This is a genomic window from Streptomyces sp. NPDC048278, from assembly GCF_040652195.1.
GTDB lineage: Bacteria > Actinomycetota > Actinomycetes > Streptomycetales > Streptomycetaceae > Streptomyces.
Map to the genome: position 1 here is coordinate 214,961 of NZ_JBEZLP010000002.1, position 20,802 is coordinate 235,762.

Here is a 20,802-nt window from a genome sequence, read left to right on the forward strand (position 1 = left end):
AAGGGGCTCTGGGGGGGTACCCCCGGCCGGAGGCTGGGGGAGGAACTGCGCGACCAGCCCCCACCGGCCCGCAGCCGACACTCGACAGACCGCAGACCACGGCGCTCCCAGCGGAGCGTTACCCGTACATCCGCCGCATCGCGAACTCCACCATCTGCTCGACGGCCTTCGCGTCGAAGACCATCCGGTGCTCGCCCTCCATGTCCAGGACGAATCCGTAACCGGTCGGAAGAAGGTCGATGACCTCCGCGCCGGTGATCACGAAGTACTTGGACTCCTTGCCCGCGTACCGGCGCAGCTCCTTCAGCGAGGTGAACATCGGGATCACCGGCTGCTGGGTGTTGTGCAGGGCCAGGAACCCGGGGTTGTCACCCCGCGGGCAGTACACCTTGGACGTGGCGAAGACCTGCTGGAAGTCCTCGGCGGTCAGCTGACCGGTGGTGAACGCGCGCACCGCGTCCGCCAGCGAGGGCGGCGACGGCTCGGGGTAGAGCGGCGGCTGCTGGCCGTACCCGCCGAGGCCGCCGGCCATCTGCTGCTGCGACGACGCGTACTGCTGCTGCGCGGCCCCACCGTCCATGGGCTGGCCGTATCCATACATGCGCGCAAGCCTACCGAGACACGCGGCGTCCGCGAGAAGGTAGACCCTTCTCACACTTCACCGATGGGGGTTGCGTCTTATTACCGACGGGTAGCATCATCGGAGCTACTCGTTGGTATGTGAAAGCTTGCGCGAGGATTCAGTGCCTCGCCGATCCGGATACGGAGCCGTCACCATGGGGCACTACAAGTCCAACCTCCGCGACATCGAATTCAACCTGTTCGAAGTGCTCGGGCGCGACAAGCTGTACGGCACCGGTCCCTTCGCCGAGATGGACACCGACACCGCGAAGAGCGTCCTGGCGGAGCTGACCCGGCTCGCCGAGAACGAGCTCGCGGAGTCCTTCGCCGACGCCGACCGCAACCCCCCGGTCTTCGACCCGGAGACCAACACCGCCCCGGTCCCCGCGTCCTTCAGGAAGAGCTACAAGGCCTTCATGGACTCGGAGTACTGGCGCCTGGGCCTCCCGGAGGAGATCGGCGGCACCACCGCTCCCCCGTCGCTGATCTGGTCGTACGCGGAGCTGGTGCTCGGCGCCAACCCGGCCGTGTGGATGTACTCCTCCGGCCCGGCGTTCGCCCGGATCCTCTTCGACGAGGGCACCGAGGAGCAGAAGAAGTGGGCGCAGCTCGCCGTGGACCGGACCTGGGGTTCGACCATGGTGCTCACCGAGCCCGACGCGGGTTCGGACGTCGGCGCCGGCCGTACCAAGGCGGTCCGGCAGGAGGACGGCTCCTGGCACATCGAGGGCGTCAAGCGCTTCATCACCTCGGGTGAGCACGACATGGAGGAGAACATCCTCCACTACGTGCTGGCGCGGCCGGAGGGTGCCGGTCCCGGCACCAAGGGCCTGTCCCTCTTCCTCGTCCCGAAGTACCTGTTCGACTTCGAGACCGGCGAGCTGGGCGAGCGCAACGGCGTCTACGCGACCAACGTCGAGCACAAGATGGGCCTCAAGGCCTCCAACACCTGCGAGATGACCTTCGGCGACCGCCACCCGGCCAAGGGCTGGCTGATCGGCGACAAGCACGAGGGCATCCGCCAGATGTTCCGGATCATCGAGTTCGCCCGCATGATGGTCGGCACGAAGGCCATCTCGACGCTGTCCACCGGCTATCTGAACGCCCTGGAGTACGCCAAGGAGCGCGTCCAGGGTCCGGACCTCGCCAACTTCCTGGACAAGTCCGCGCCCAAGGTCACCATCACCCACCACCCCGACGTCCGCCGCTCGCTGATGACGCAGAAGGCGTACGCCGAGGGCATGCGCGCCCTGGTCCTCTACACCGCCTCGGTCCAGGACGCGATCACGGTCAAGGAGGCGAACGGCGAGGACCCGAAGGCCGAGCACGCGCTCAACGACCTGCTCCTGCCGATCGTCAAGGGCTACGGCTCCGAGAAGGGCTACGAGCAGCTCGCCCAGTCGCTGCAGACCTTCGGCGGCTCCGGCTTCCTGCAGGAGTACCCGATCGAGCAGTACATCCGCGACGCCAAGATCGACACCCTGTACGAGGGCACCACCGCCATCCAGGGCCAGGACTTCTTCTTCCGGAAGATCGTCCGCAACCAGGGCGCGGCGCTGAACTCCCTCGCCGAGGACATCAAGAAGTTCCTGGCGCTCGGCACCGGCGGCGAGGAGCTGGCGGGCGCCCGCGAGCACCTCGCGAAGGCCGCCGTCGAGCTGGAGGCGATCGTCGGCCTGATGCTGACCGACCTCGCGGCGACCGAGCAGGACGTCAAGAACATCTACAAGGTGGGCCTCAACACCACCCGCCTGCTGCTCGCCTCCGGCGACGTGATCGTCGGCTACCTGCTCCTCAAGGGCGCCGCGGTCGCCGCCGAGAAGCTGGAGACGGCCTCCGCGAAGGACGTCCCCTTCTACACCGGCAAGATCGCGGCAGCGAAGTTCTTCGCGGCCAACGTGCTGCCGGGTGTCACCCTGGCCCGCAAGATCGCGGCCGACGTCGAACTCGACCTGATGGAGCTGGACGAGGCCGCTTTCTGACCGTTCCTGCCGACCGGTTCCGCCACGGTGGCCCGCTCCCTCTCCGGGGAGCGGGCCACCGAACGTCGTTAAGGTGAAGCACATGAGCGAACCCTCCCGCTTCGATCGCGGTCACACCGACGACCTGATGTCCTTCCTCGCGGCCGGTCCCACGCCGTACCACGCCGTGGCGAACGCCGGCGCCCGCCTGGAGAAGGCCGGTTTCCGGCAGATCGCCGAGACGGACGCCTGGGACGGCACCTCGGGCGGCCGGTACGTGCTGCGCGGTGGCGCGATCATCGCCTGGTACGTCCCGGAGGGCGCCGCGCCGCACACGCCGTTCCGGATCGTCGGCGCCCACACCGACTCCCCGAACCTGCGGGTCAAGCCCCGTCCGGACACCGGGGCGCACGGCTTCCGCCAGGTCGCCGTGGAGATCTACGGCGGACCGCTCATGAACTCCTGGCTCGACCGGGACCTGGGCCTGGCCGGCCGGCTCAGCCTGCGCGACGGCTCCACCCGCCTCGTCGACGTGGACCGGCCGCTGCTGCGGGTGCCCCAGCTCGCCATCCACCTGGACCGTTCGGTCAGCGGCGAGGGCCTCAAGCTGGACAAGCAGCGCCACCTCCAGCCGATCTGGGGCCTCGGCGACGACGTCCGCGACGGCGACCTGATCGCCTTCCTGGAGCAGGAGTCGGGCCTGCCGGCCGGCTCCGTCACCGGCTGGGACCTGATGACCTACGCCGTCGAACCGCCCGCCTACCTGGGCCGCGACCAGGAGCTGATGGCCGGCCCCCGGCTGGACAACCTGCTCTCCGTGCACGCCGGTACGGCAGCGCTGGCGGCCGTGGCGGCGGGCGGCGCCGAGCTGCCGTACATCCCCGTCCTCGCCGCCTTCGACCACGAGGAGACCGGCTCCCAGTCCGACACCGGCGCGGACGGTCCGCTGCTCGGCAGCGTGCTGGAGCGCTCCGTGCTGACCCGCGGCGGGTCGCACGAGGACCGGGCGAGAGCCCTGGCGGGCACCGTCTGTCTCTCCTCCGACATGGGTCACGCCGTCCACCCGAACTACGCCGAGCGCCACGACCCGACGCACCACCCCCGCGCCAACGGCGGCCCGATCCTCAAGGTCAACGTCAACAACCGGTACGCCACGGACGGTTCGGGCCGCGCGGTCTTCGCCGCCGCCTGCGAGAAGGCCGGGGTCCCCTTCCAGACCTTCGTCTCCAACAACTCCATGCCCTGCGGCACCACGATCGGCCCGATCACCGCGGCCCGCCACGGCATCCGGACCGTCGACATCGGCGCGGCCATCCTCTCCATGCACAGCGCCCGCGAACTGTGCGGCGCCGACGACCCGTTCCTGCTGGCCAACGCGTTGGCGGCGTTCCTGGAGGGGTAGTTGCACATGACCCGTCCGACCCTGGGTACCCGACGTGGACCAAAGCCACCGAACCTGAAGGGGAGGCAACGCTCATGGGGCTCGGCGGGTGCATCATCCTCATCGCCGTGGGGGCCATCCTCGCGTTCGCGACCGACTGGCACATGCAGGGCGTCAACCTCGACGTCGTCGGCCTGATCCTGATGGCCGTCGGCATCATCGGGGTCGCCACATTCAGCAGCATCGCCGGCCGCCGGCGGGTCATGGTGCCACCGACGACCGTGGTCGAGGAGGACCGGCACCATCACCACCGTGACGGATACGGCGACGGGTACGGCGCCTGACCGTTTGGCATGTAACGGACACAGCAGCCAGAGCGGTCAGAGCGGTACCCACAGGGTCATCACAGGCAACCGTGAACAATCTGTTACTGCGTTCAACTACCGGAGTTGTACAGATTTCGTGAAGACTCTGGATCACGACGGGTCCGGAACATCGGCTTCCGGACCCACCGAGATCTTCACGACAGGGGGTACCGAGCCGTGCGCCGTCACGCCACGCGCCGTGCCCACGCCGCGCCCGAGGAACCGGGCGACAGACCCAGACTCGCCGTCCTGATCCCGGCCCACAACGAGCAGGAACGTATCTCCGCCGCGATCGACGGCCTCTGGGAGCAGACCCGCCGTCCCGACCTGATCGTCGTCGTCACCGACAACTGCACCGACGACACGGCCGGCGTCGCCACCGCCCACGGCGCCCAGGTCTTCCCGACCCAGGGCAACACCCACAAGAAGGCCGGCGCCCTCAACCAGGCCATCGCATGGGTGCTGCCGCACCTCGACGACCGGGACCTGCTGCTCGTCCAGGACGCCGACACCGTCCTCAACCCCTGGTTCGTCGAGACCGCGCTCGCCACCTTCAACCGCAAGGTCGGCGCGGTCGGCGGCGTCTTCTACGGCGAGGACGGCGGCGGTTTCCTCGGCCTGCTCCAGCGCATGGAGTTCCACCGCTACGCCTGGGAACTGTCCCGCACCGGCGGCCGGGCACAGGTCCTCACCGGCACCGGCACGATGTTCCGCGCCCGCGTGCTGCGCGAGGTCCGCGCGGCCCGCCGCACCGGCGAGCTCGGCGGCGGCACCGGCTACTACAGCCTCGCCTCGCTGACCGAGGACGACGAGATGACCAAGGCGGTCAAGACCCTCGGCTACCGGGCCATGTCCCCGGCGGGCTGCGCGGTCACCACCGAGGTCATGCCGACGCTCCCCAAACTCTGGCACCAGCGGCTGCGCTGGCAGCGCGGTGCGCTGGAGAACCTCCGCGACTACGGCTGGACCCGCGTCACCGCCCGCTACTTCATGCAGCAGTTCCTCATGGGCTTCGGCGCGCTCTCCTTCCTGGTCTACCTGACCTACATGGCCGCGTACACCTCGCTGTACGGCTGGCCGGGCCTGTCCCCGTTCTGGACGGCGATCGGCCTGATCTTCGTCGTCGAGAAGACCGTCTCCGTACGGCGGGCGGGGCCGAAGGCCGTCCTGGTCGCCGCGCTGATGGTCCCGGAGATGCTCTACGACCTCTTCCAGCACGCCGTCTACTTCACCTCGCTGTGGGGGCTGGTGCGCCGCAGCGAGGAGAAGTGGGTGGCCACGTGAGCCCGTTGCCGGGCACCCTCACCGACCCCACCCCCCATATGGCGACCACCCTCAGAGGAGAAGCACGATGTACGGACGAGTGATCGGTGCGGGCACGGCGGGCGCGGGCGGTGCGACGCTGGCCGCCACCGGGCTCTGGATCAACAGCATGGCGATGGTGGTGGCGGCCACGACGCTGGTGGCGGCCGGGGTCGCGGTGTTCAAGCTGGTGCCGCGGAGGCGGTAGCCGGTCCGGCCGTGTTGTGACTGCGGGTGCGTGGGGGCTGGTCGCGCAGTTCCTCCCCCAGCCTCCGGCCGGGGGTACCCCCAGCGCCCCTTTCAGGGGCGCTGATCCATACCGGCGAGGATGAGCGGAAGCCGGTCCGCCCCGCCCTCCGTGATCCGTACCGGAACTCCCCAGTCCTGCTGGTGCACATGGCAGGCCGGGTACTCGTTGGCCTCGTCGTCGTCACAGCTGGCGGCCATCGCCGAGACGTGCAGGACGCCCTCGGTGATCGCCGGGTTCAGGTCCAGCTCCCTCGACAGGTCGGTGTCGGCCCCGTCGCCCTTGAGGAGCAGGTCCGGCGGGGTGGAGGAGACCAGGAGCCGGGTCGACGGGCCGTAGCGGGTGTCCAGCTTCTGGCCGGCCGGGGCCTGGAAGACCACGTCCAGCCGGAGCCTGCCCGGGGCGACCTCGGTCGCCGCGCGCTGGGTGCGGTGGGCGACCGACGCCACCCGGACCGCCTCCTCGGGCAGCCGCAGCCGGGTCAGCCGGTGGCGGGCCGACTCGACGACCACGATCTCGTCGCCGGCCAGCACCGCGTCGCTCGGCTCCCGCAGGTCCGTCGCCAGCGTGGTGACCTCGCCGGTCGCGGGGTCGTAGCGGCGCAGCGCGTGGTTGTAGGTGTCGGAGACCGCGACCGAGCCGTCGGGCAGGGCCGTGACGCCCAGCGGGTGCTGCAGGAGGGCCTGGCCGGCGGCGCCGTCCCGGTGGCCGAAGTCGAAGAGGCCGGTGCCGACGGCCGTGTGGACGTGCCCGTCCGGGTCGACCCAGCGCAGGGCGCTGGTCTCGGAGTCGGCGACCCAGAGACGGTCGGCGGTGGCCGCGAGGCCGGACGGCTGCGCGAACCAGGCCTCGGCCGCGGGCCCGTCGACCAGTCCCTCGTTGGTGGTTCCGGCGGCGACGGCGACCGTCCCGCTCTCCGGGTCGTAGGTCCACAGCTGGTGCACGCCGGCCATGGCGATCCACACCCGGCCGCCGAAGACGGCCACGTCCCAGGGCGAGGACAGGTCGATCCCGCGGGCCGGACCGGAGGTCGGGGAGCCCTGCCACCACTGGCGGCCGGTGCCGGCGAGCGTGCTCACCTCACCGGTGGCCGGGTCGAGCCGCCGCAGCGCGTGGTTGACGGTGTCGGCGACGACCACCGAGCCGTCGTCGAGGAGCGCGAGGCCCTGCGGCTCGTTGAAGGCGGCGGTGTCCGCCGTGCCGTCGGTGAAACCGCGGGTGCCGGAGCCGATCCGCCGTACGACCGTCTCCGCGTCCTCGGCCAGCTCCACCAGCTGGTGCCGGGTGGTGTCGCTGACCAGGAAGTTCCCCGAGGGCAGCAGCAGCGCCTTGCCGGGGAAGCGCAGGGCGGTCGGCTCGGGCTCCGGCGGCACGTACGGCCCGTCGCCGCGACGCAGGGTGCCCTTCGCCTCGTGCTCCGCCTCCAGCTCCTCGACCAGCCGCGCGATGGCATGCGCATGGCCCTCGCCGGCGTGCTGCGCGACGACGTACCCCTCGGGGTCGATCACGACCAGCGTCGGCCAGGCCCGCACCGCGTACTGCTTCCAGGTGGCGAGCTCCGGGTCGTCCAGCACCGGGTGCTCCACGCCGTACCGTTCCACCGCGTCGACGACCGCCCGGTGGTCCGCCTCGTGCACGAACTTCGGCGAGTGCACCCCGACGATCACCACCGTGTCCCGGTGCCGCTCCTCCAGCTCCCGCAGCTCGTCGAGGACGTGCAGACAGTTGATGCAGCAGAAGGTCCAGAAGTCCAGGACGACAATGCGTCCTCGCAGGTCAGCAAGGGTGTACTGCTTGTCACCTGTGTTCAGCCAGCCGCCCTTGCCGACCAGCTCGGGGGCCCGGACACGTACGCGTTTTGCCATGGTTCAAGCCAACCACACGCACCGCCGGCGCTATTCCGTGCGTCCGGTGACAGGTGCGCTGCACCCCCTCGGACCACCGGCGGCGTTTCGGGCCGGTGGGGCGGGAAGGGGTACTGGCATGAGATTCCTGGTACGCGACCGGCTCCTCGGCTTCGGGGAGGACTACTGGATCGAGGACGAGCACGGCGACAAGGTGTTCCTCGTCGACGGCAAGGCGATGCGGCTGCGGGACACGTTCGAGCTGAAGGACCGGCACGGGCGGGTGCTCGTCGACTTCCACCAGAAGATGTTCGCCCTGCGCGACACGATGGTGATCGAACGCGAGGGCGAGCCGCTGGCCACCATCAGGCGCAAGCGGCTGTCGCTGCTGCGCAACCACTACCGGGTGCGCCTGGCCGAGGGCACCGAACTGGACGTCAGCGGGAAGATCCTCGACCGGGAGTTCGCCGTCGAGTACGACGGTGAGCTGCTGGCCGTGGTCTCCCGGCGCTGGCTGCACGTGCGGGAGACCTACGGCCTTGACGTGGTACGGGACGACGCGGACCCGGCGCTGCTGATCGCGGTGGCGGTGTGCGTGATCCACCTCGCCGACCGGGAGCGGGACGGGGACTAGGGAGCGGAGGGCTAGCGGTGGGGCGGCGGGTCCAGGCCGAGCAGGCGGTCCTTGAGGGCCGGGAACTGTTCGCGGGTGGCGGCGACCTTGGCCGGGTCGAGGTCGACGGTGAGGATCTCCTCGCCGGAGCCGGCCTCGGCCAGCACCTCGCCCCACGGATCGACCACGATCGAGTGACCGGCCTGCGGAACTCCGGCATGCGTCCCGGCCGTTCCACAGGCGAGCACGAACGCCTGGTTCTCGACCGCCCGTGCCTGGGCCAGCAGCGTCCAGTGCGCGCGTCGCCGCTCGGGCCAGCCCGCCGAGAGCACCAGCGTCTCGGCTCCGGCGTCGACGAGTCCGCGGAAGAGTTCGGGGAAACGGAGGTCGTAGCAGGTGGCCAGGCCGAGCGTGGTCTCCGGGAGCCGGACGGTCACCAGTTCCTGCCCGGCGCCCATCAGCACCGCCTCGCCCTTGTCGAAGCCGAAGCGGTGGATCTTGCGGTAGGCCACGGCCAGCTCACCGGAGGGGGAGAAGACGAGCGCCGTGTTGTAGAGGGGGCCGTCCGGGTCGCGCTCGGGGATCGAGCCGGCGTGCAGCCAGACGCCCGCGTCACTCGCCGCCTTCGCCATCGCCTCGTACGTCGGGCCTTCGAGCGGTTCGGCCTCCGCGGCGAACTCCTCGTAGGCGAACGCGCCCGTCGTCCACAGCTCGGGGAGGACGACGAGGTCGGCGTCCGTCTGCTCGCGTACCAGTCCGGTCACGCGTTGCCGACGAGATTCGACCGATTCGCCCTCGTTTACATCGATCTGGAGGAGTGAGGCGCGCACAGTACCACCGTCCTGGCATTCGAGTCGTCCACACGGGCCTACGATCGTCACACGAAAGCACTGCCGGGGTGCCTCACAGCAGCGTAACTTAGCGTTTCAAGACACCCGCCGACAGCAGCCACCTCCCGCTGGCAGCGCCGCCATCACCTGCCCGAGTACCGACCGCCGAGGGGTCCCGTTCCGTGAGTCTGCATCCCACCCTCCAGCCCTACGCCGACGCGTGGACCCACTCCATCGAAGCGATATCCGAGCTGGTGACGCCGCTTGTCGAGGGCGAGTGGAACCGGCGGACACCGTGCCCGGGCTGGTCGGTGCGGGACGTGGTCTCCCATGTCATCGGCCTGGACTGCGAGATGCTCGGCGACCCGCGGCCCATCCACACCCTGCCGCGCGACCTCTACCACGTCACCAACGAGCAACAGCGCTACACGGAGATGCAGGTCGACGTACGACGCCACCACACAGCGCCGGAGATGACCTCGGAGCTGGAGTACACGGTCATCCGCCGCAACCGCCAGCTGCGCAACGAGTCGCGGGAGCCGGGGCACCTGGTGCGCGGGCCGATGGGCAAGGAGATCCCGCTCGAAGAGGCCATGCGCAACCACGCGTTCAACGTGTGGGTGCACGAGCAGGACCTGCGGGCGGCGCTGGGCCGGCCCGGCAGCCTCGACTCGCCGGGCGCGCAGGTCGCCCGGGACGTGCTGCTCGGCGCGCTGCCCAAGGTGGTCGCCGGTGACGCGGACGCGCCGCGCAGTTCGGCGGTCATCTTCGACGTGCACGGGCCGGTCGAGTTCCTGCGCACGATCCGGATCGACATCCAGGGCCGCGGCACCCTGGAGACCACGCCTGCCCTCGGCCCCGCCGCCGTCTTCACCCTCGACTGGGAGACCTACGTCCGCCTGGCCTGTGGCCGCACCACCCCGGACGCGGTCGCGGACCGGGTGAAGGCGGAGGGCGACCCCGAACTGACGGCGGCGATCCTGCGGAACTTCGCGGTCACGCCGTAGGAAGCGGCAGCAAGAACCGGTAAGAATCCGTGCGGGAAGCGGTGAGAGCGGGGCGCCGGTAATTCGGTGGGCGACGGTCGCCGTCGGGACCTACCGTGCCCGCCATGACTGTCGCCCCCGCACCGCAGGACGAGCTCCCGCCCCGGCTCACCCGTCTCACCTTCCACGGCCCTCTCTCCGAGGCCCGCGCGACCGGCATGGTCCGGCGCCTCGCCGCGACCCGCCCGGCCACCGTCCTGGACATCGGCTGCGGCTGGGGCGAGCTGCTGCTCCGGCTGCTGGACGCCGTGCCGGCGGCACAGGGGGTCGGGGTGGATCTGCGCGAGGAGGACCTGCGGCGCGGGCGGCGGAACGCGAGGACGCGAGGGCTCACGGACCGCGCGCGGTTCGTGCGGGAGTCGGCGGCGGGGACCCGGCGCGGCCCGGCCGACGTGGTGCTGTGCCTGGGCGCGAGCCAGGCGCTGGGCGACGATCCGGAGACGGTCCTGCGGGAACTGCGGCGGCTGGTGACCGACGGCGGGCGGGTCCTGCTCGGCGAGGGCTTCTGGCAGCGGACCCCGACGGAGGCGGAGCTGGCCCGGATGTGGCCGGACGCCTCGGTCACCGACCACCGCGACCTGGCGGGCCTGGTCGACCTCGCGGTGGCCGCGGGCTTCCGCCCGGAGTGGACCGAGACGGCGAACCTCGACGAGTGGGAGGAGTTCGAGTCGGCCTACCAGGCGGACACCGAGACATGGCTGGCGGCCAACCCCACCCACCCCATGGCCCCGGAAACCCGATCCCGCCTGGACACCCACCGCACAGCCTGGCTCACCTACCGCAACCTCCTCGGCCTCGCCTACCTGACCCTCGTCCCTACGGCGCCTTGACCCGAGGCAGGCAGGACCACGCACGGAACCCCGCCGACGGCGCCCGCCCCCACAGGTCGCCGAGCCTCTCCACCAACGGTGAACGGGCGGTGCGCGGGTGGGAAAAAACCGGACCACGCACGGAAACCCGCCCACGGCGCCCGCCCCCACAGGTCGCCGAGCCTCTCCACCAACGGTGAACGGGCGGTGCGCGGGTGGGAGAAAAAGTCACGCAGGGACGTGCACCGTCTCCACCCGGCTGGCCACCAACCGTTCCCGCTCCCGCCGAACCGCCCGCCCCCGCAACCGCAGGATCTGACTCACCCCCACCCCCTGCAGCACGAACACGCACGAGAAGGCCACCGCGTAGTTGTCACCGGTGGCATCCAGCAGCACCCCCACCACGAACAACGTCGTCATCGACGCCACGAAACCACCCATGTTGGTGATCCCCGACGCGGTCCCCTGCCGCTCGGGCGGATTCGCGGGCCGCGCAAAGTCGAAGCCGATCATCGACGCCGGCCCGCACGCGCCCAGCACCGCGCACAGCACCACCAGCAGCCACATCGGCGCATGGTCGGCCGGATACACCAGCGTCGCCGCCCACACCACGGCCGTCGCCCCCACCGTGCCCAGCGCCAGCGGCAACCGCGCCGTGTGGTGCCGGCCGACGATCTGGCCGTAGACGAGGCCGACCACCATGTTGGAAAGGACCACCAGGGTCAGCAGCTCACCGGCCGTGGCACGGGACAGCCCCTGCGCCTGGACCAGGAACGGCAGCCCCCACAGCAGCAGGAACACCATCGCCGGGAACTGGGTGGTGAAGTGCACCCACAGACCCAGCCGGGTCCCCGGCTCCCGCCAGGACGCGGCGATCTGCTTCCGTACGTAAGCCGCCCCCTGGTGCGGGAACGGCGCCGGCTCCTGCCCCTCGGGATGGTCCTTCAGGAACAGGACCACGAGGACCAGGACGACCACCCCGGCCAGCGCGCTGCCCGCGAACGCCGGCGTCCAGCCGATGCCGTGCAGCAGCCGGGCCAGGACCAGCGTGGAGACGAGGTTGCCGGCCATGCCGACGAGACCGGCGAGCTGGGCGACGAGCGGGCCGCGCCGGGCCGGGAACCAGCGGGTGCCGAGCCGCAGCACGCTGATGAACGTCATCGCGTCACCACAGCCGAGCAGCGCGCGCGAGGCGAGCGCGGTGCCGTACGACGGGGAGAAGGCGAAACCCAGCTGCCCGGCGGTGAACAGCACGGCGCCGATGGACAGCATCCTCTTCGTGCCGAGGCGGTCGACCAGCAGGCCGACGGGTATCTGCATGCCGGCGTAGACCAGCAGCTGGAGTATCGAGAACGTGGACAGGGCCGAGGCGCCGACGTGGAAGCGGTCGGCCGCGTCGAGGCCGGCCACCCCGAGGGACGTGCGGAAGATGACGGCGACGAAGTAGACCGAGACGCCTGTGCCCCAGATCAGCACGGCCCGGCGACCGCCCGGGGGTGCCCCCTTCGGGGGAAGATCACCGGGCAGGGACGCGCTGCCGCGGCTCATCGGACCTCACCCCGCGCCAGGTGCGCGAACCAGTCGACGTGCCGGTGCACCAGCTCGACCGCGCGCTCGGCGTCCCCGGCGCGAAGCGCGTCCAGGATCTCCTCGTGCTCGGTCAGCGACTTGGCGATGCGGTCGGGGTGCGCGTTCATGATCGCGACGCCCATCCGCAGCTGGCGGTCGCGCAGCTGGTCGTAGAGGCGGGAGAGGATCTCGTTGCCGCCGTCGCGGACGATCGCGGCGTGGAAGCAGCGGTCGGTGACGGCCGCGGCGGCGAGGTCACCCGCGGCGGCCTCGGCCTTCTGCCGGTCGAGCAGTTCCTGGAGCCGGGCCACCAGCCCCGCGGACGCCGGTACCGCCTTGCGCATCGCGTGTTCCTCGACCAGCATCCGGGTCTCCACCACGTCGGCGATCTCCTGCGCGGAGACGGGCAGCACCATGGCGCCCTTCTTCGGGTAGAGCTTGATCAGCCCTTCGGCTTCGAGACGCAGCAGTGCTTCCCGTACCGGGGTGCGGGATACTCCCACGGCCTCGGCCAGCTCGCCCTCGGTGAGGAGCGCGCCGCCTTCGTAGTGACGGTCCAGGACGCCTTGCTTGACATGGGAGTAGACGCGGTCGGCGGCGGGGGGCTGCTTGACGGCCAGGCTCATGCCCACAGCTTAGATACAACACGTACGCAAGGGCACGCGCGTCCACCATCCGGACGTGACATAAATCGCCCTCAGCAACCGCACAACCATCTGTGCTACTTACGTGTCACACACGTGCGGCCCCATTCGCTTCGGCACCCCCAACTCGGCCGCACGCCAGGGGCATTACGACTCGACTCGACTCGGGGTATTTCAGTTGATTACCGGTATTAAGGGCACTCGCCTCCGCAAGGCCGCCGCCGTCGCCGTCACGTCCGGCGCGCTGCTGGCGACCGGGGCCCTCACCGCGGCGCCCGCGCAGGCCGTCACGACGCCCAGCATCACCGCCAAGGGCGGATTCCTGATGAACAGCGCCAACGGCAAGACCCTCTTCACCAAGGCCGCCGACACGAAGCGGCTCACGGCCTCCACCACGAAGGTCATGACCGCGAAGGTCGTCCTCTCCCAGTCGAACCTGAACCTGGACACCAAGGTCACGGTCAAGCAGGCGGTCAGCGACTACATCGTCTCCACGGGTGCCTCGTCGGCCGGCCTGATCGTCGGCGACAAGATCAAGGTCCGCGACCTGCTCTACGGGATGATGCTGCCGTCCGGCTGCGACGCAGCGATGGTACTGGCCGACAAGTTCGGCTCAGGATCGACGGTCTCGGCCCGCACCAAGAACTTCATCTCCAAGATGAACACCATGGCCAAGAGCCTGGGCATGACAAACACGCACTTCGATTCCTTCGACGGAATCAGCAACGGCTCCAACTACTCGACCCCGCGCGACCTGACGAAGGTCGCCCAGAGTGTGATGAAGAACTCCACGTTCAAGACCGTCGTGAAGACCAAGTCGTACGCGGCGAAGACGATCACGAAGACCGGCTCCACCCGCACGATGAAGACCTGGACGAACACCAATACGCTGCTCGGCTGGAACGGCACGCTCGGTATCAAGACCGGTTCCGGCACTGAGGCCAAGTACTGCCTCGTCTTTGCCGCCACGAAGAACGGCGAGTCGGTGATCGGCGCCGTCATGACCGCCGCCAACGCGACCAACCGCACGGCAGACGTGAAGAAGCTCATCAACTACGGCTACGCGAAGATCAGCTAACGCACCGCGCACACAGCCGCCGAGGCCCGCCGCTGCTGCGGCGGGCCTTCGCCACTTTCGGGTCTTCGAACCTGATGGGGGTATGGCGGTGACGGGCGGGCCGGACCCTTATGCAGCGCGAAGCGGTTGAGGAACGGGCGCCCCGGACACGAGGAGCCCGCGAGTCTTCTCCATGGTGGCAACGCGGAGCGTCGCGGTGTGGGTCCGGGGAGCCGGATGGTGCAGGACTCAGGTGACATCTCGTACGTATGTTCCTGGCGACAATGGGTGTTCGGGCTCTCTAGCGTGTTCGCCATGCAGCTCCGGTACGCGTTCAGGCTCTACCCGAATACCAGTCAGCGCGCGGCGCTGGCCAGGGCGTTCGGGTGTGCCCGAGTGGTGTTCAACGACGCGGTCCGTGCCCGTGAGGACGCCCTCAAGGCCGGGCAGCCGTTCCCCACGGCCGGGCGCCTCTCCCGGGAGTTGATCACCGAGGCGAAGCGGACCAAGGAGCGATCCTGGCTCGGTGAGGTGTCCGCGGTGGTCCTCCAGCAGTCCCTGCGGGACGCCGAGAGCGCGTACCGCAACTTCTTCGCCTCCCTCAAGGGCACCCGCAAGGGACCAAAAACGAGAGCACCACGGCTCAAGTCCCGCAAGGATGCCCGGCAGTCAATCCGGTTCACCGCCAATGCCCGCTGGAACATCACCGGCAGCGGCCAGCTGAGCCTGCCGAAGATCGGCGCGGTGAAGGTGAAGTGGTCCCGCACCCTTCCAGCCACCCCCACCTCCGTCACCGTCGTCAGGGACGCGGCCGGGAGATATTTCGCCTCCTTCGTCATCGATACCGACCCCGCCAACGACCAGGCGCGGATGCCCCAAACCGACCGCACCATCGGCATCGATCTCGGTCTTACGCATTTCGCGGTCCTCTCGGACGGCACGAAGATCGACTCCCCACGCATTCTGCGGCGCGCGGAGAAGAAACTGAAGAAGGCTCAGCGGGAACTGTCCCGCAAACAGAAGGGATCCAACAACCGAGCCAAGGCCCGCCTCAAAGTTGCCCGCGCCCACGCCAAAGTTGCCGACGCACGCCGTAACTTCCACCACCAGCTCTCCTCAAAGCTGATCTCCGAGAACCAAGGGATCGCCGTGGAGGACCTGCCGGTGGTAAGCCTGGCACGCACGAAGCTGGCCAAGTCCGTTCACGACGCCGGATGGTCCTCGTTCATCAACATGCTGGAATACAAGGCCGAACGGTACGGCCGCACCCTGGTCAAGATCGGCCGGTTCACACCGACCTCCCAGACGTGCTCCACCTGCGGCGCGGTGGACGGCCCCAAACCCCTGAACGTGAGGGAGTGGACTTGTAGCGCCTGCGGCACCGTCCACGACCGGGACCACAACGCCGCGATCAACGTCAAACAGGCCGCCGGACTGGCGGTGTCGGCCTGCGGAGCGCCGGTAAGACCAGGAGTAATCCCGGCACAGCGCGAAGAAACAGGAAGCCACGGATTCTCGACCGGAAACCAGGCCGCGTAGCGGCACACCAATAGGTCGAGAAGGCCAGAATCCTCGGGCTTCATCGCGGGGAGCAAGTCAAGTCATGAACAACGCGAAGATGCTGTACACGAAGGCGGCGGATACCAAGCTGTCCACCGGCTCCACCACGAAGGTCATGACCGCCAAGGTCGTGCTCGCGCAGTCGAACCTGAACCTCGACAAGAAGGTCACGATCCAGTAGGCGTACTGCGATTACGTCGTCGCCAACTTCATCGCCATGATGAACACCGACGCGAAGAGCCTGGGTCTGCCCGACACCCACTTCGACGCCTTCGACGGCGACGGCAACAACTACTCGACGCCGCGCGGTCGTCAAGACGAAGAAGTACACGGCGAAGACGATCACCATGACCGGTTCCCCCCGCACCACGGTAACTGGACCAACATCAACATGCTGCTCAGCAGCTACAGCGACGCCATCAGTATCAAGACCGGCTCCCGCCCCGAGGACAAGTAGTGCCTGGTCTTCGCCATGAACCGCAGCGCCAAGACGGTGATCGGCACCGTCTTCGCTGGATCGCCCAGCACGCGACGAACGCGACAAAGCTCCCGAACTACGGCTTCGCGACCATCTGGCCCGCCTCGAACCAAGCCCACAAGGGCCTGCCGGAACCCGTGTGGCAAGCCTTCGCTACGGCCGCCCCGACCACCCGCAACGCCTGCTCCACGACACCGTGACCCCTGATGTGACGGTCGGTCCACTCCATCCGGCAACTCCCCGCGCTGGCCTGGAGGGGCGAGAAAGTGACTGGAGGTCACGCTCTCGCCCCTCTGTCTGTGCTCGGCAGGGCTCAGCCCCAGGTGATCAACCGCTTCGGCTGCTCCAGGATCGCCGCGATGTCTGCCAGGACCTTGGAGCCCAGCTCGCCGTCGACCAGGCGGTGGTCGAAGGACAGGGCCAGGGTGGTGACCTGACGCGGCTTCACCTTGCCCTTGTGGACCCAGGGCTGGAGCTTGATCGCGCCGACGGCGAGGATCGCCGCCTCGCCCGGGTTGAGGATCGGCGTGCCGGTGTCGATGCCGAAGACGCCGACGTTGGTGATGGTCACCGTGCCGCCCTGCATGGCGCCGGGCGAGGTCTTGCCGTCCCGGGCCGTGGACACCAGCTCGCCGAGGGACTCGGCCAGCTGCGGCAGCGTCTTCGCGTGGGCGTCCTTGATGTTCGGGACGATGAGGCCGCGCGGGGTGGCCGCGGCGATGCCCAGGTTGACGTAGTGCTTGAGCACGATCTCCTGGTTCGCCTCGTCCCAGGACGCGTTGATGTCCGGGTTGCGCTTGATGGCGACCAGCAGCGCCTTGGCGATGAGGAGGAGGGGGTTGACCCGGAGGCCCTGCAGCTCCTTGTCCTGCTTCAGCTCCTCGACCAGCTTCATCGTGCGGGTCACGTCCACCGTCACGAACTCGGTGACGTGGGGTGCGGTGAACGCGGAGCCGACCATCGCCGCCGCCGTCGCCTTGCGCACGCCCTTGATGGGGACGCGGGTCTCGCGCGCGGTGTCGTACGAGGCGACGGGAGCCGCGGCAGGGGCCACCGGTACGGCCGCCGCCACCGGCTCGGGCACGGCAAGCGCCGGCACCGCCGCGTGCACGTCCTCGCGCGTGATGACGCCGTCCGGGCCGGACGGGATCACCGTGGCCAGGTCGACGCCCAGGTCCTTCGCCAGCTTGCGCACCGGCGGCTTCGCCAGCGGGCGGGCGCGCTCCTCCTCCGCGGCCGGGGCGGGAGCGGGGGCGGGGACAGGTGCCGGGCCGTGGCCGTTGAGCTCCTGCTGGACCGCCGCCTGGACCGTCACCTCGGCGGCCGTGGTCTCCGGGCCCTTGCGCGGACGGCGCTTGGTGGAGGAGGCAGCCACGCCGTAGCCGACGAGGACCGGCTGGCGGCCCTCCGGCTTCTTCTCCGGCTCCGGGGAAGGAGACAGGGCCGGGGCCGCGGTCGCGGCGGGCTCCGCGGCCGGCGCGCCGCCCGCCACGTCCACCGCGATGATCGCCGTGCCCACGTCCACCGTGGTGCCCTCGGCGAAGCGCAGCTCGCGGACCACGCCGTCGTAGGGGATCGGGAGTTCGACGGCCGCCTTGGCCGTCTCGACCTCGCACACCACCTGGCCGTCGGTGACCGTGTCGCCGGGCTGGACGTACCACTTGAGGATCTCGGCCTCGGTGAGCCCCTCGCCCACGTCCGGCATCCTGAACTCGCGTACGGACGCTTCCGTCATCGTCGTCACGACCCTCTCCTCAGTACGCCAGGGCACGGTCGACGGCGTCGAGCACCCGGTCAAGGCCCGGAAGGTACTCCTCCTCCAGGCGGGCCGGCGGGTAGGGGGCGTGGTAGCCGCCGACCCTGAGGACCGGGGCCTCCAGGTGGTAGAAGCAGCGCTCGGTGATGCGGGCGGCGATCTCCGCGCCCGAACCGAAGAACACCGGTGCCTCGTGGACCACGACCAGGCGGCGGGTCTTCTCGACCGAGGCCTGGATCGAGTCGAAGTCCAGCGGGGAGACGGACCGCAGGTCCAGGACCTCCAGGGACTTGCCCTCCTCGGCAGCCGCGTCGGCGGCCTCCTGGCAGAGCTTCACCATCGGGCCGTAGGCGGCGAGGGTCAGGTCCGTGCCCTCGCGGACCACGCGGGCCTTGTGCAGCGGACCGGGGATGGCCTCGGCGTTGACCTCGCCCTTGTCCCAGTACCGCCGCTTGGGCTCGAAGAAGATCACCGGGTCGTCGCTCTGGATGGCCTGCTGCATCATCCAGTACGCGTCGGAGGGGTTGGACGGGCTGACGATCTTCAGGCCCGCCACGTGCGCGAAGAGCGACTCGGGGGACTCGGAGTGGTGCTCGACCGCGCCGATGCCGCCGCCGTAGGGGATGCGGACGACGACCGGCATCTTGACCTTGCCCAGCGAGCGGGCGTGCATCTTCGCGAGCTGGGTGACGATCTGGTCGTACGCCGGGAAGACGAAGCCGTCGAACTGGATCTCCACCACCGGGCGGTAGCCGCGCAGCGCGAGGCCGATCGCGGTGCCGACGATGCCGGACTCGGCGAGGGGGGTGTCGATGACGCGGCTCTCGCCGAAGTCCTTCTGCAGGCCGTCGGTGACCCGGAAGACGCCGCCGAGCTTGCCGACGTCCTCGCCCATGACGAGGACCTTGGGGTCCGACTCCAGCGCGCGGCGCAGCGACTCGTTGATCGCCTTGGCGAGTGCCATCTTCTCCGCCATCTCAGTTACCCCCCTCTACGTCCGCGAACGACGCCTGGTAGGCGGCGAACTGGGCTCGCTCCTCGTCGACGAGCGCGTGCCCGTCGGCGTACACGTTCTCGAAGATGGCGAAGTTGTCCGGGTCCGGCATGGCCCGTACCGCTTCGCGCACTCGCCTGCCCAACGCCTCGGACTCGGTCTCGAGTTCCGCGAAAAATCCCTCGTCCGCGTGGTTTGCGGACTCCAGGTAGCGGCGCAGGCGCAGGATCGGGTCCTTGGCCTCCCAGGCCTCGCGCTCCTCGTCGGCCCGGTACTTGGTCGGGTCGTCGGAGGTGGTGTGGGCGCCCATCCGGTAGGTGTACGCCTCGACGAGCGTCGGGCCCTCGCCGCTGCGGGCGCGCTCCAGCGCCCACTTGGTGACCGCGAGGCAGGCCAGCACGTCGTTGCCGTCGACGCGGACGCCGGGGAAGCCGAAGCCCTGGGCACGCTGGTAGAGCGGGACGCGGGTCTGCTTCTCGGTCGGCTCGGAGATCGCCCACTGGTTGTTCTGGCAGAAGAACACCACCGGGGCGTTGTAGACCGCGGCGAAGGTGAACGATTCGGCGACGTCGCCCTGGCTGGAGGCGCCGTCGCCGAAGTAGGCGATGACCGCCGAGTCCGCGCCGTCCTTGGCGACGCCCATCGCGTAGCCGGTGGCGTGCAGCGTCTGGGAGCCGATGACGATCGTGTAGAGGTGGAAGTTGTTGCTGTTGGGGTCCCAGCCGCCGTGGTTGACGCCGCGGAACATGCCCAGCAGGTTGGTCGGGTCGACCCCGCGGCACCAGGCGACGCCGTGCTCGCGGTAGGTCGGGAAGACGTAGTCGTCCTCGCGGGTGGCACGCCCGGAGCCGATCTGGGCGGCCTCCTGGCCGAGCAGGGACGCCCACAGGCCCAGTTCGCCCTGCCGCTGCAGGGCGGTGGCCTCGGCGTCGAAGCGACGGGTGAGCACCATGTCGCGGTAGAGACCGCGCAGCTCCTCGGGGGTGATCCCGGCGACGTACGCGTCGTACTCGGCGTTCTTGACCCGCTTGCCCTCGGGGGTCAGCAACTGCACGAGCTCGGGCTCGGTGCTCTTCTTCGCGGTGGTGCGGCTGGTGGTGCGGCTTGTGGTGCGCTTGGTGCCGGTCTTGCTGCCGGTGGTACCGGCCTTGCCTGCGGCGCTGCGTCGCGGTGTGCCCGCGGCACTGCTGTCCACGCTCACGTGTGCTCCTCCGTCGGTCCGGCCCCCGGGGTTGCCGGGTGAACCAGTGCGGCTCACCTGTTTCCGACACCCGTGACACGGGGTGGGTGCCACTCGGCCGGGAACAGGCGTGACAGGTGCCCCGGCGAGCGCCCTGCAACATGCACGTTACCCAGTGCCCCACATTTCTGTGAAACCCCTCCTGACCTGCGTTTTTGCTTGGAAATCCAAGTACTTTTTGCTTGGGTTTCCTAGTAAATGGACGCGGGCCGGAAGGTTGCTGGTCAGAGCCTTGCAGGAGGCCGGAGCAACGGCACGTTATCCCGCCGCCCGGGCCCACGGGAAGACGTCTCGTGGTCCGGTCTGCTCGCCGAAGCGCGGGCGTACGCCGCGCGCGGCGCGACGACCCTACGCCCCGGGCGCCGTCCAGGGGGAGCGTCTTTCGTACTTGCATTCGCTGCAACCCATCGCGTGACCGAAAGCGACCGTCGATGACTATGTGTGATAATCCGCAGCTCACAGGGTTGGCGTTTGCCCTACCATCT

At 69.5% G+C, this 20,802-nt stretch carries 18 protein-coding genes and 1 pseudogene; 11 read left to right on the forward strand and 8 right to left on the reverse strand.

Translation table 11 applies throughout. The features are described 5' to 3' along the window. Positions 1-118 precede the first annotated feature (118 nt). Positions 119-601 (reverse strand): SseB family protein, encoded by a 483-nt coding sequence (locus AB0D74_RS04515; protein ID WP_351486434.1) that lies wholly within the window; start codon positions 599-601, stop codon positions 119-121. Between the two features lie 175 nt (positions 602-776). On the opposite strand from AB0D74_RS04515, the gene AB0D74_RS04520 reads away from it, so the two are divergent. The 5 genes from AB0D74_RS04520 to AB0D74_RS04540 all read left to right on the forward strand — a co-directional run bounded on the left by AB0D74_RS04520 (position 777) and on the right by AB0D74_RS04540 (position 5,838). After that, entirely contained in the window at positions 777-2,603 is a 1,827-nt protein-coding gene (locus AB0D74_RS04520) for an acyl-CoA dehydrogenase (RefSeq protein WP_362580503.1), read from the forward strand. An 82-nt stretch (positions 2,604-2,685) separates the two neighbouring features. Further along, the gene (locus AB0D74_RS04525) at positions 2,686-3,984 is read left to right on the forward strand and encodes a M18 family aminopeptidase (RefSeq protein WP_362580505.1); all 1,299 of its coding nucleotides are present in this window, start codon (positions 2,686-2,688) and stop codon (positions 3,982-3,984) included. Between the two features lie 74 nt (positions 3,985-4,058). Then, complete coding sequence (locus AB0D74_RS04530; RefSeq protein ID WP_362580507.1) at positions 4,059-4,307, forward strand: DUF6458 family protein; 249 nt, start codon at positions 4,059-4,061, stop codon at positions 4,305-4,307. 198 nt (positions 4,308-4,505) lie between these two features. Further along, positions 4,506-5,612 (forward strand): glycosyltransferase family 2 protein, encoded by a 1,107-nt coding sequence (locus tag AB0D74_RS04535; RefSeq protein WP_362580509.1) that lies wholly within the window; start codon positions 4,506-4,508, stop codon positions 5,610-5,612. A 67-nt stretch (positions 5,613-5,679) separates the two neighbouring features. Continuing rightward, a complete protein-coding gene (locus AB0D74_RS04540) occupies positions 5,680-5,838 on the forward strand; it encodes a hypothetical protein (protein ID WP_294008171.1) in 159 nt (52 codons plus the stop codon). A gap of 92 nt (positions 5,839-5,930) precedes the next feature. Here AB0D74_RS04540 and AB0D74_RS04545 read toward each other — a convergent pair whose 3' ends face one another. After that, positions 5,931-7,742 (reverse strand): NHL domain-containing thioredoxin family protein, encoded by a 1,812-nt coding sequence (locus tag AB0D74_RS04545; RefSeq protein WP_362580511.1) that lies wholly within the window; start codon positions 7,740-7,742, stop codon positions 5,931-5,933. Positions 7,743-7,860: 118 nt separating this feature from the next. On the opposite strand from AB0D74_RS04545, the gene AB0D74_RS04550 reads away from it, so the two are divergent. After that, positions 7,861-8,355 carry an LURP-one-related family protein gene (locus AB0D74_RS04550; protein WP_362580513.1) on the forward strand — a complete coding sequence of 165 codons (495 nt, stop codon included), beginning with the start codon at positions 7,861-7,863 and terminating at the stop codon, positions 8,353-8,355. Positions 8,356-8,366: 11 nt separating this feature from the next. Here the strand turns inward: AB0D74_RS04550 and AB0D74_RS04555 are convergent, their stop codons facing one another. Beyond that, the gene (locus AB0D74_RS04555; protein WP_362580515.1) at positions 8,367-9,164 is read right to left on the reverse strand and encodes a carbon-nitrogen family hydrolase; all 798 of its coding nucleotides are present in this window, start codon (positions 9,162-9,164) and stop codon (positions 8,367-8,369) included. A gap of 182 nt (positions 9,165-9,346) precedes the next feature. On the opposite strand from AB0D74_RS04555, the gene AB0D74_RS04560 reads away from it, so the two are divergent. Further along, positions 9,347-10,171 carry a maleylpyruvate isomerase family mycothiol-dependent enzyme gene (locus AB0D74_RS04560; protein WP_362580517.1) on the forward strand — a complete coding sequence of 275 codons (825 nt, stop codon included), beginning with the start codon at positions 9,347-9,349 and terminating at the stop codon, positions 10,169-10,171. A 104-nt stretch (positions 10,172-10,275) separates the two neighbouring features. Next, positions 10,276-11,040 (forward strand): class I SAM-dependent methyltransferase, encoded by a 765-nt coding sequence (locus AB0D74_RS04565; RefSeq protein ID WP_362580519.1) that lies wholly within the window; start codon positions 10,276-10,278, stop codon positions 11,038-11,040. Positions 11,041-11,247: 207 nt separating this feature from the next. On the opposite strand, the gene AB0D74_RS04570 is transcribed toward AB0D74_RS04565, so the two are convergent. Then, complete coding sequence (locus tag AB0D74_RS04570) at positions 11,248-12,567, reverse strand: MFS transporter (protein WP_362580521.1); 1,320 nt, start codon at positions 12,565-12,567, stop codon at positions 11,248-11,250. After that, on the reverse strand, positions 12,564-13,214 hold the full coding sequence (locus AB0D74_RS04575) for a GntR family transcriptional regulator (protein WP_362580523.1): 651 nt from the start codon (positions 13,212-13,214) through the stop codon (positions 12,564-12,566). Before AB0D74_RS04575 ends, AB0D74_RS04570 begins: the two co-directional genes overlap by 4 nt. A gap of 196 nt (positions 13,215-13,410) precedes the next feature. On the opposite strand from AB0D74_RS04575, the gene AB0D74_RS04580 reads away from it, so the two are divergent. The 3 genes and pseudogenes from AB0D74_RS04580 to AB0D74_RS04590 form a co-directional block, all read left to right on the forward strand. Next, on the forward strand, positions 13,411-14,310 hold the full coding sequence (locus tag AB0D74_RS04580; RefSeq protein WP_362580525.1) for a serine hydrolase: 900 nt from the start codon (positions 13,411-13,413) through the stop codon (positions 14,308-14,310). 294 nt (positions 14,311-14,604) lie between these two features. After that, positions 14,605-15,828 (forward strand): RNA-guided endonuclease TnpB family protein, encoded by a 1,224-nt coding sequence (locus AB0D74_RS04585; protein ID WP_362580993.1) that lies wholly within the window; start codon positions 14,605-14,607, stop codon positions 15,826-15,828. A 64-nt stretch (positions 15,829-15,892) separates the two neighbouring features. Further along, a pseudogene (locus tag AB0D74_RS04590) lies at positions 15,893-16,422 on the forward strand (D-alanyl-D-alanine carboxypeptidase); the annotation flags it as partial. 218 nt (positions 16,423-16,640) lie between these two features. Here the strand turns inward: AB0D74_RS04590 and AB0D74_RS04595 are convergent. From AB0D74_RS04595 to pdhA, 3 genes are read right to left on the reverse strand one after another with little or no spacing between them, the layout of a single operon-like run. Beyond that, the gene (locus tag AB0D74_RS04595; protein WP_362580527.1) at positions 16,641-18,071 is read right to left on the reverse strand and encodes a dihydrolipoamide acetyltransferase family protein; all 1,431 of its coding nucleotides are present in this window, start codon (positions 18,069-18,071) and stop codon (positions 16,641-16,643) included. Positions 18,072-18,081: 10 nt separating this feature from the next. Beyond that, a complete protein-coding gene (locus AB0D74_RS04600) occupies positions 18,082-19,059 on the reverse strand; it encodes an alpha-ketoacid dehydrogenase subunit beta (RefSeq protein WP_362580529.1) in 978 nt (325 codons plus the stop codon). A 1-nt stretch (position 19,060) separates the two neighbouring features. Further along, positions 19,061-20,278, reverse strand: coding sequence for a pyruvate dehydrogenase (acetyl-transferring) E1 component subunit alpha (gene pdhA, locus AB0D74_RS04605; RefSeq protein ID WP_362580531.1), 1,218 nt, complete (start codon positions 20,276-20,278; stop codon positions 19,061-19,063). Between the last annotated feature and the right edge of the window lie 524 nt (positions 20,279-20,802).

Excerpts from the sequence above, each read along its gene's own strand:
- AB0D74_RS04515 (WP_351486434.1), bottom strand. The coding sequence starts at position 601 with ATGTATGGATACGGCCAGCCCATGGACGGTGGGGCCGCGCAGCAGCAG.
- AB0D74_RS04550 (WP_362580513.1), top strand. The coding sequence starts at position 7,861 with ATGAGATTCCTGGTACGCGACCGGCTCCTCGGCTTCGGGGAGGACTAC.
- AB0D74_RS04525 (WP_362580505.1), top strand. The coding sequence starts at position 2,686 with ATGAGCGAACCCTCCCGCTTCGATCGCGGTCACACCGACGACCTGATG.
- AB0D74_RS04570 (WP_362580521.1), bottom strand. The coding sequence starts at position 12,567 with ATGAGCCGCGGCAGCGCGTCCCTGCCCGGTGATCTTCCCCCGAAGGGG.
- AB0D74_RS04540 (WP_294008171.1), top strand. The coding sequence starts at position 5,680 with ATGTACGGACGAGTGATCGGTGCGGGCACGGCGGGCGCGGGCGGTGCG.
- AB0D74_RS04600 (WP_362580529.1), bottom strand. The coding sequence starts at position 19,059 with ATGGCGGAGAAGATGGCACTCGCCAAGGCGATCAACGAGTCGCTGCGC.
- AB0D74_RS04530 (WP_362580507.1), top strand. The coding sequence starts at position 4,059 with ATGGGGCTCGGCGGGTGCATCATCCTCATCGCCGTGGGGGCCATCCTC.
- AB0D74_RS04575 (WP_362580523.1), bottom strand. The coding sequence starts at position 13,214 with ATGAGCCTGGCCGTCAAGCAGCCCCCCGCCGCCGACCGCGTCTACTCC.
- AB0D74_RS04565 (WP_362580519.1), top strand. The coding sequence starts at position 10,276 with ATGACTGTCGCCCCCGCACCGCAGGACGAGCTCCCGCCCCGGCTCACC.
- AB0D74_RS04545 (WP_362580511.1), bottom strand. The coding sequence starts at position 7,742 with ATGGCAAAACGCGTACGTGTCCGGGCCCCCGAGCTGGTCGGCAAGGGC.
- AB0D74_RS04585 (WP_362580993.1), top strand. The coding sequence starts at position 14,605 with ATGCAGCTCCGGTACGCGTTCAGGCTCTACCCGAATACCAGTCAGCGC.
- AB0D74_RS04520 (WP_362580503.1), top strand. The coding sequence starts at position 777 with ATGGGGCACTACAAGTCCAACCTCCGCGACATCGAATTCAACCTGTTC.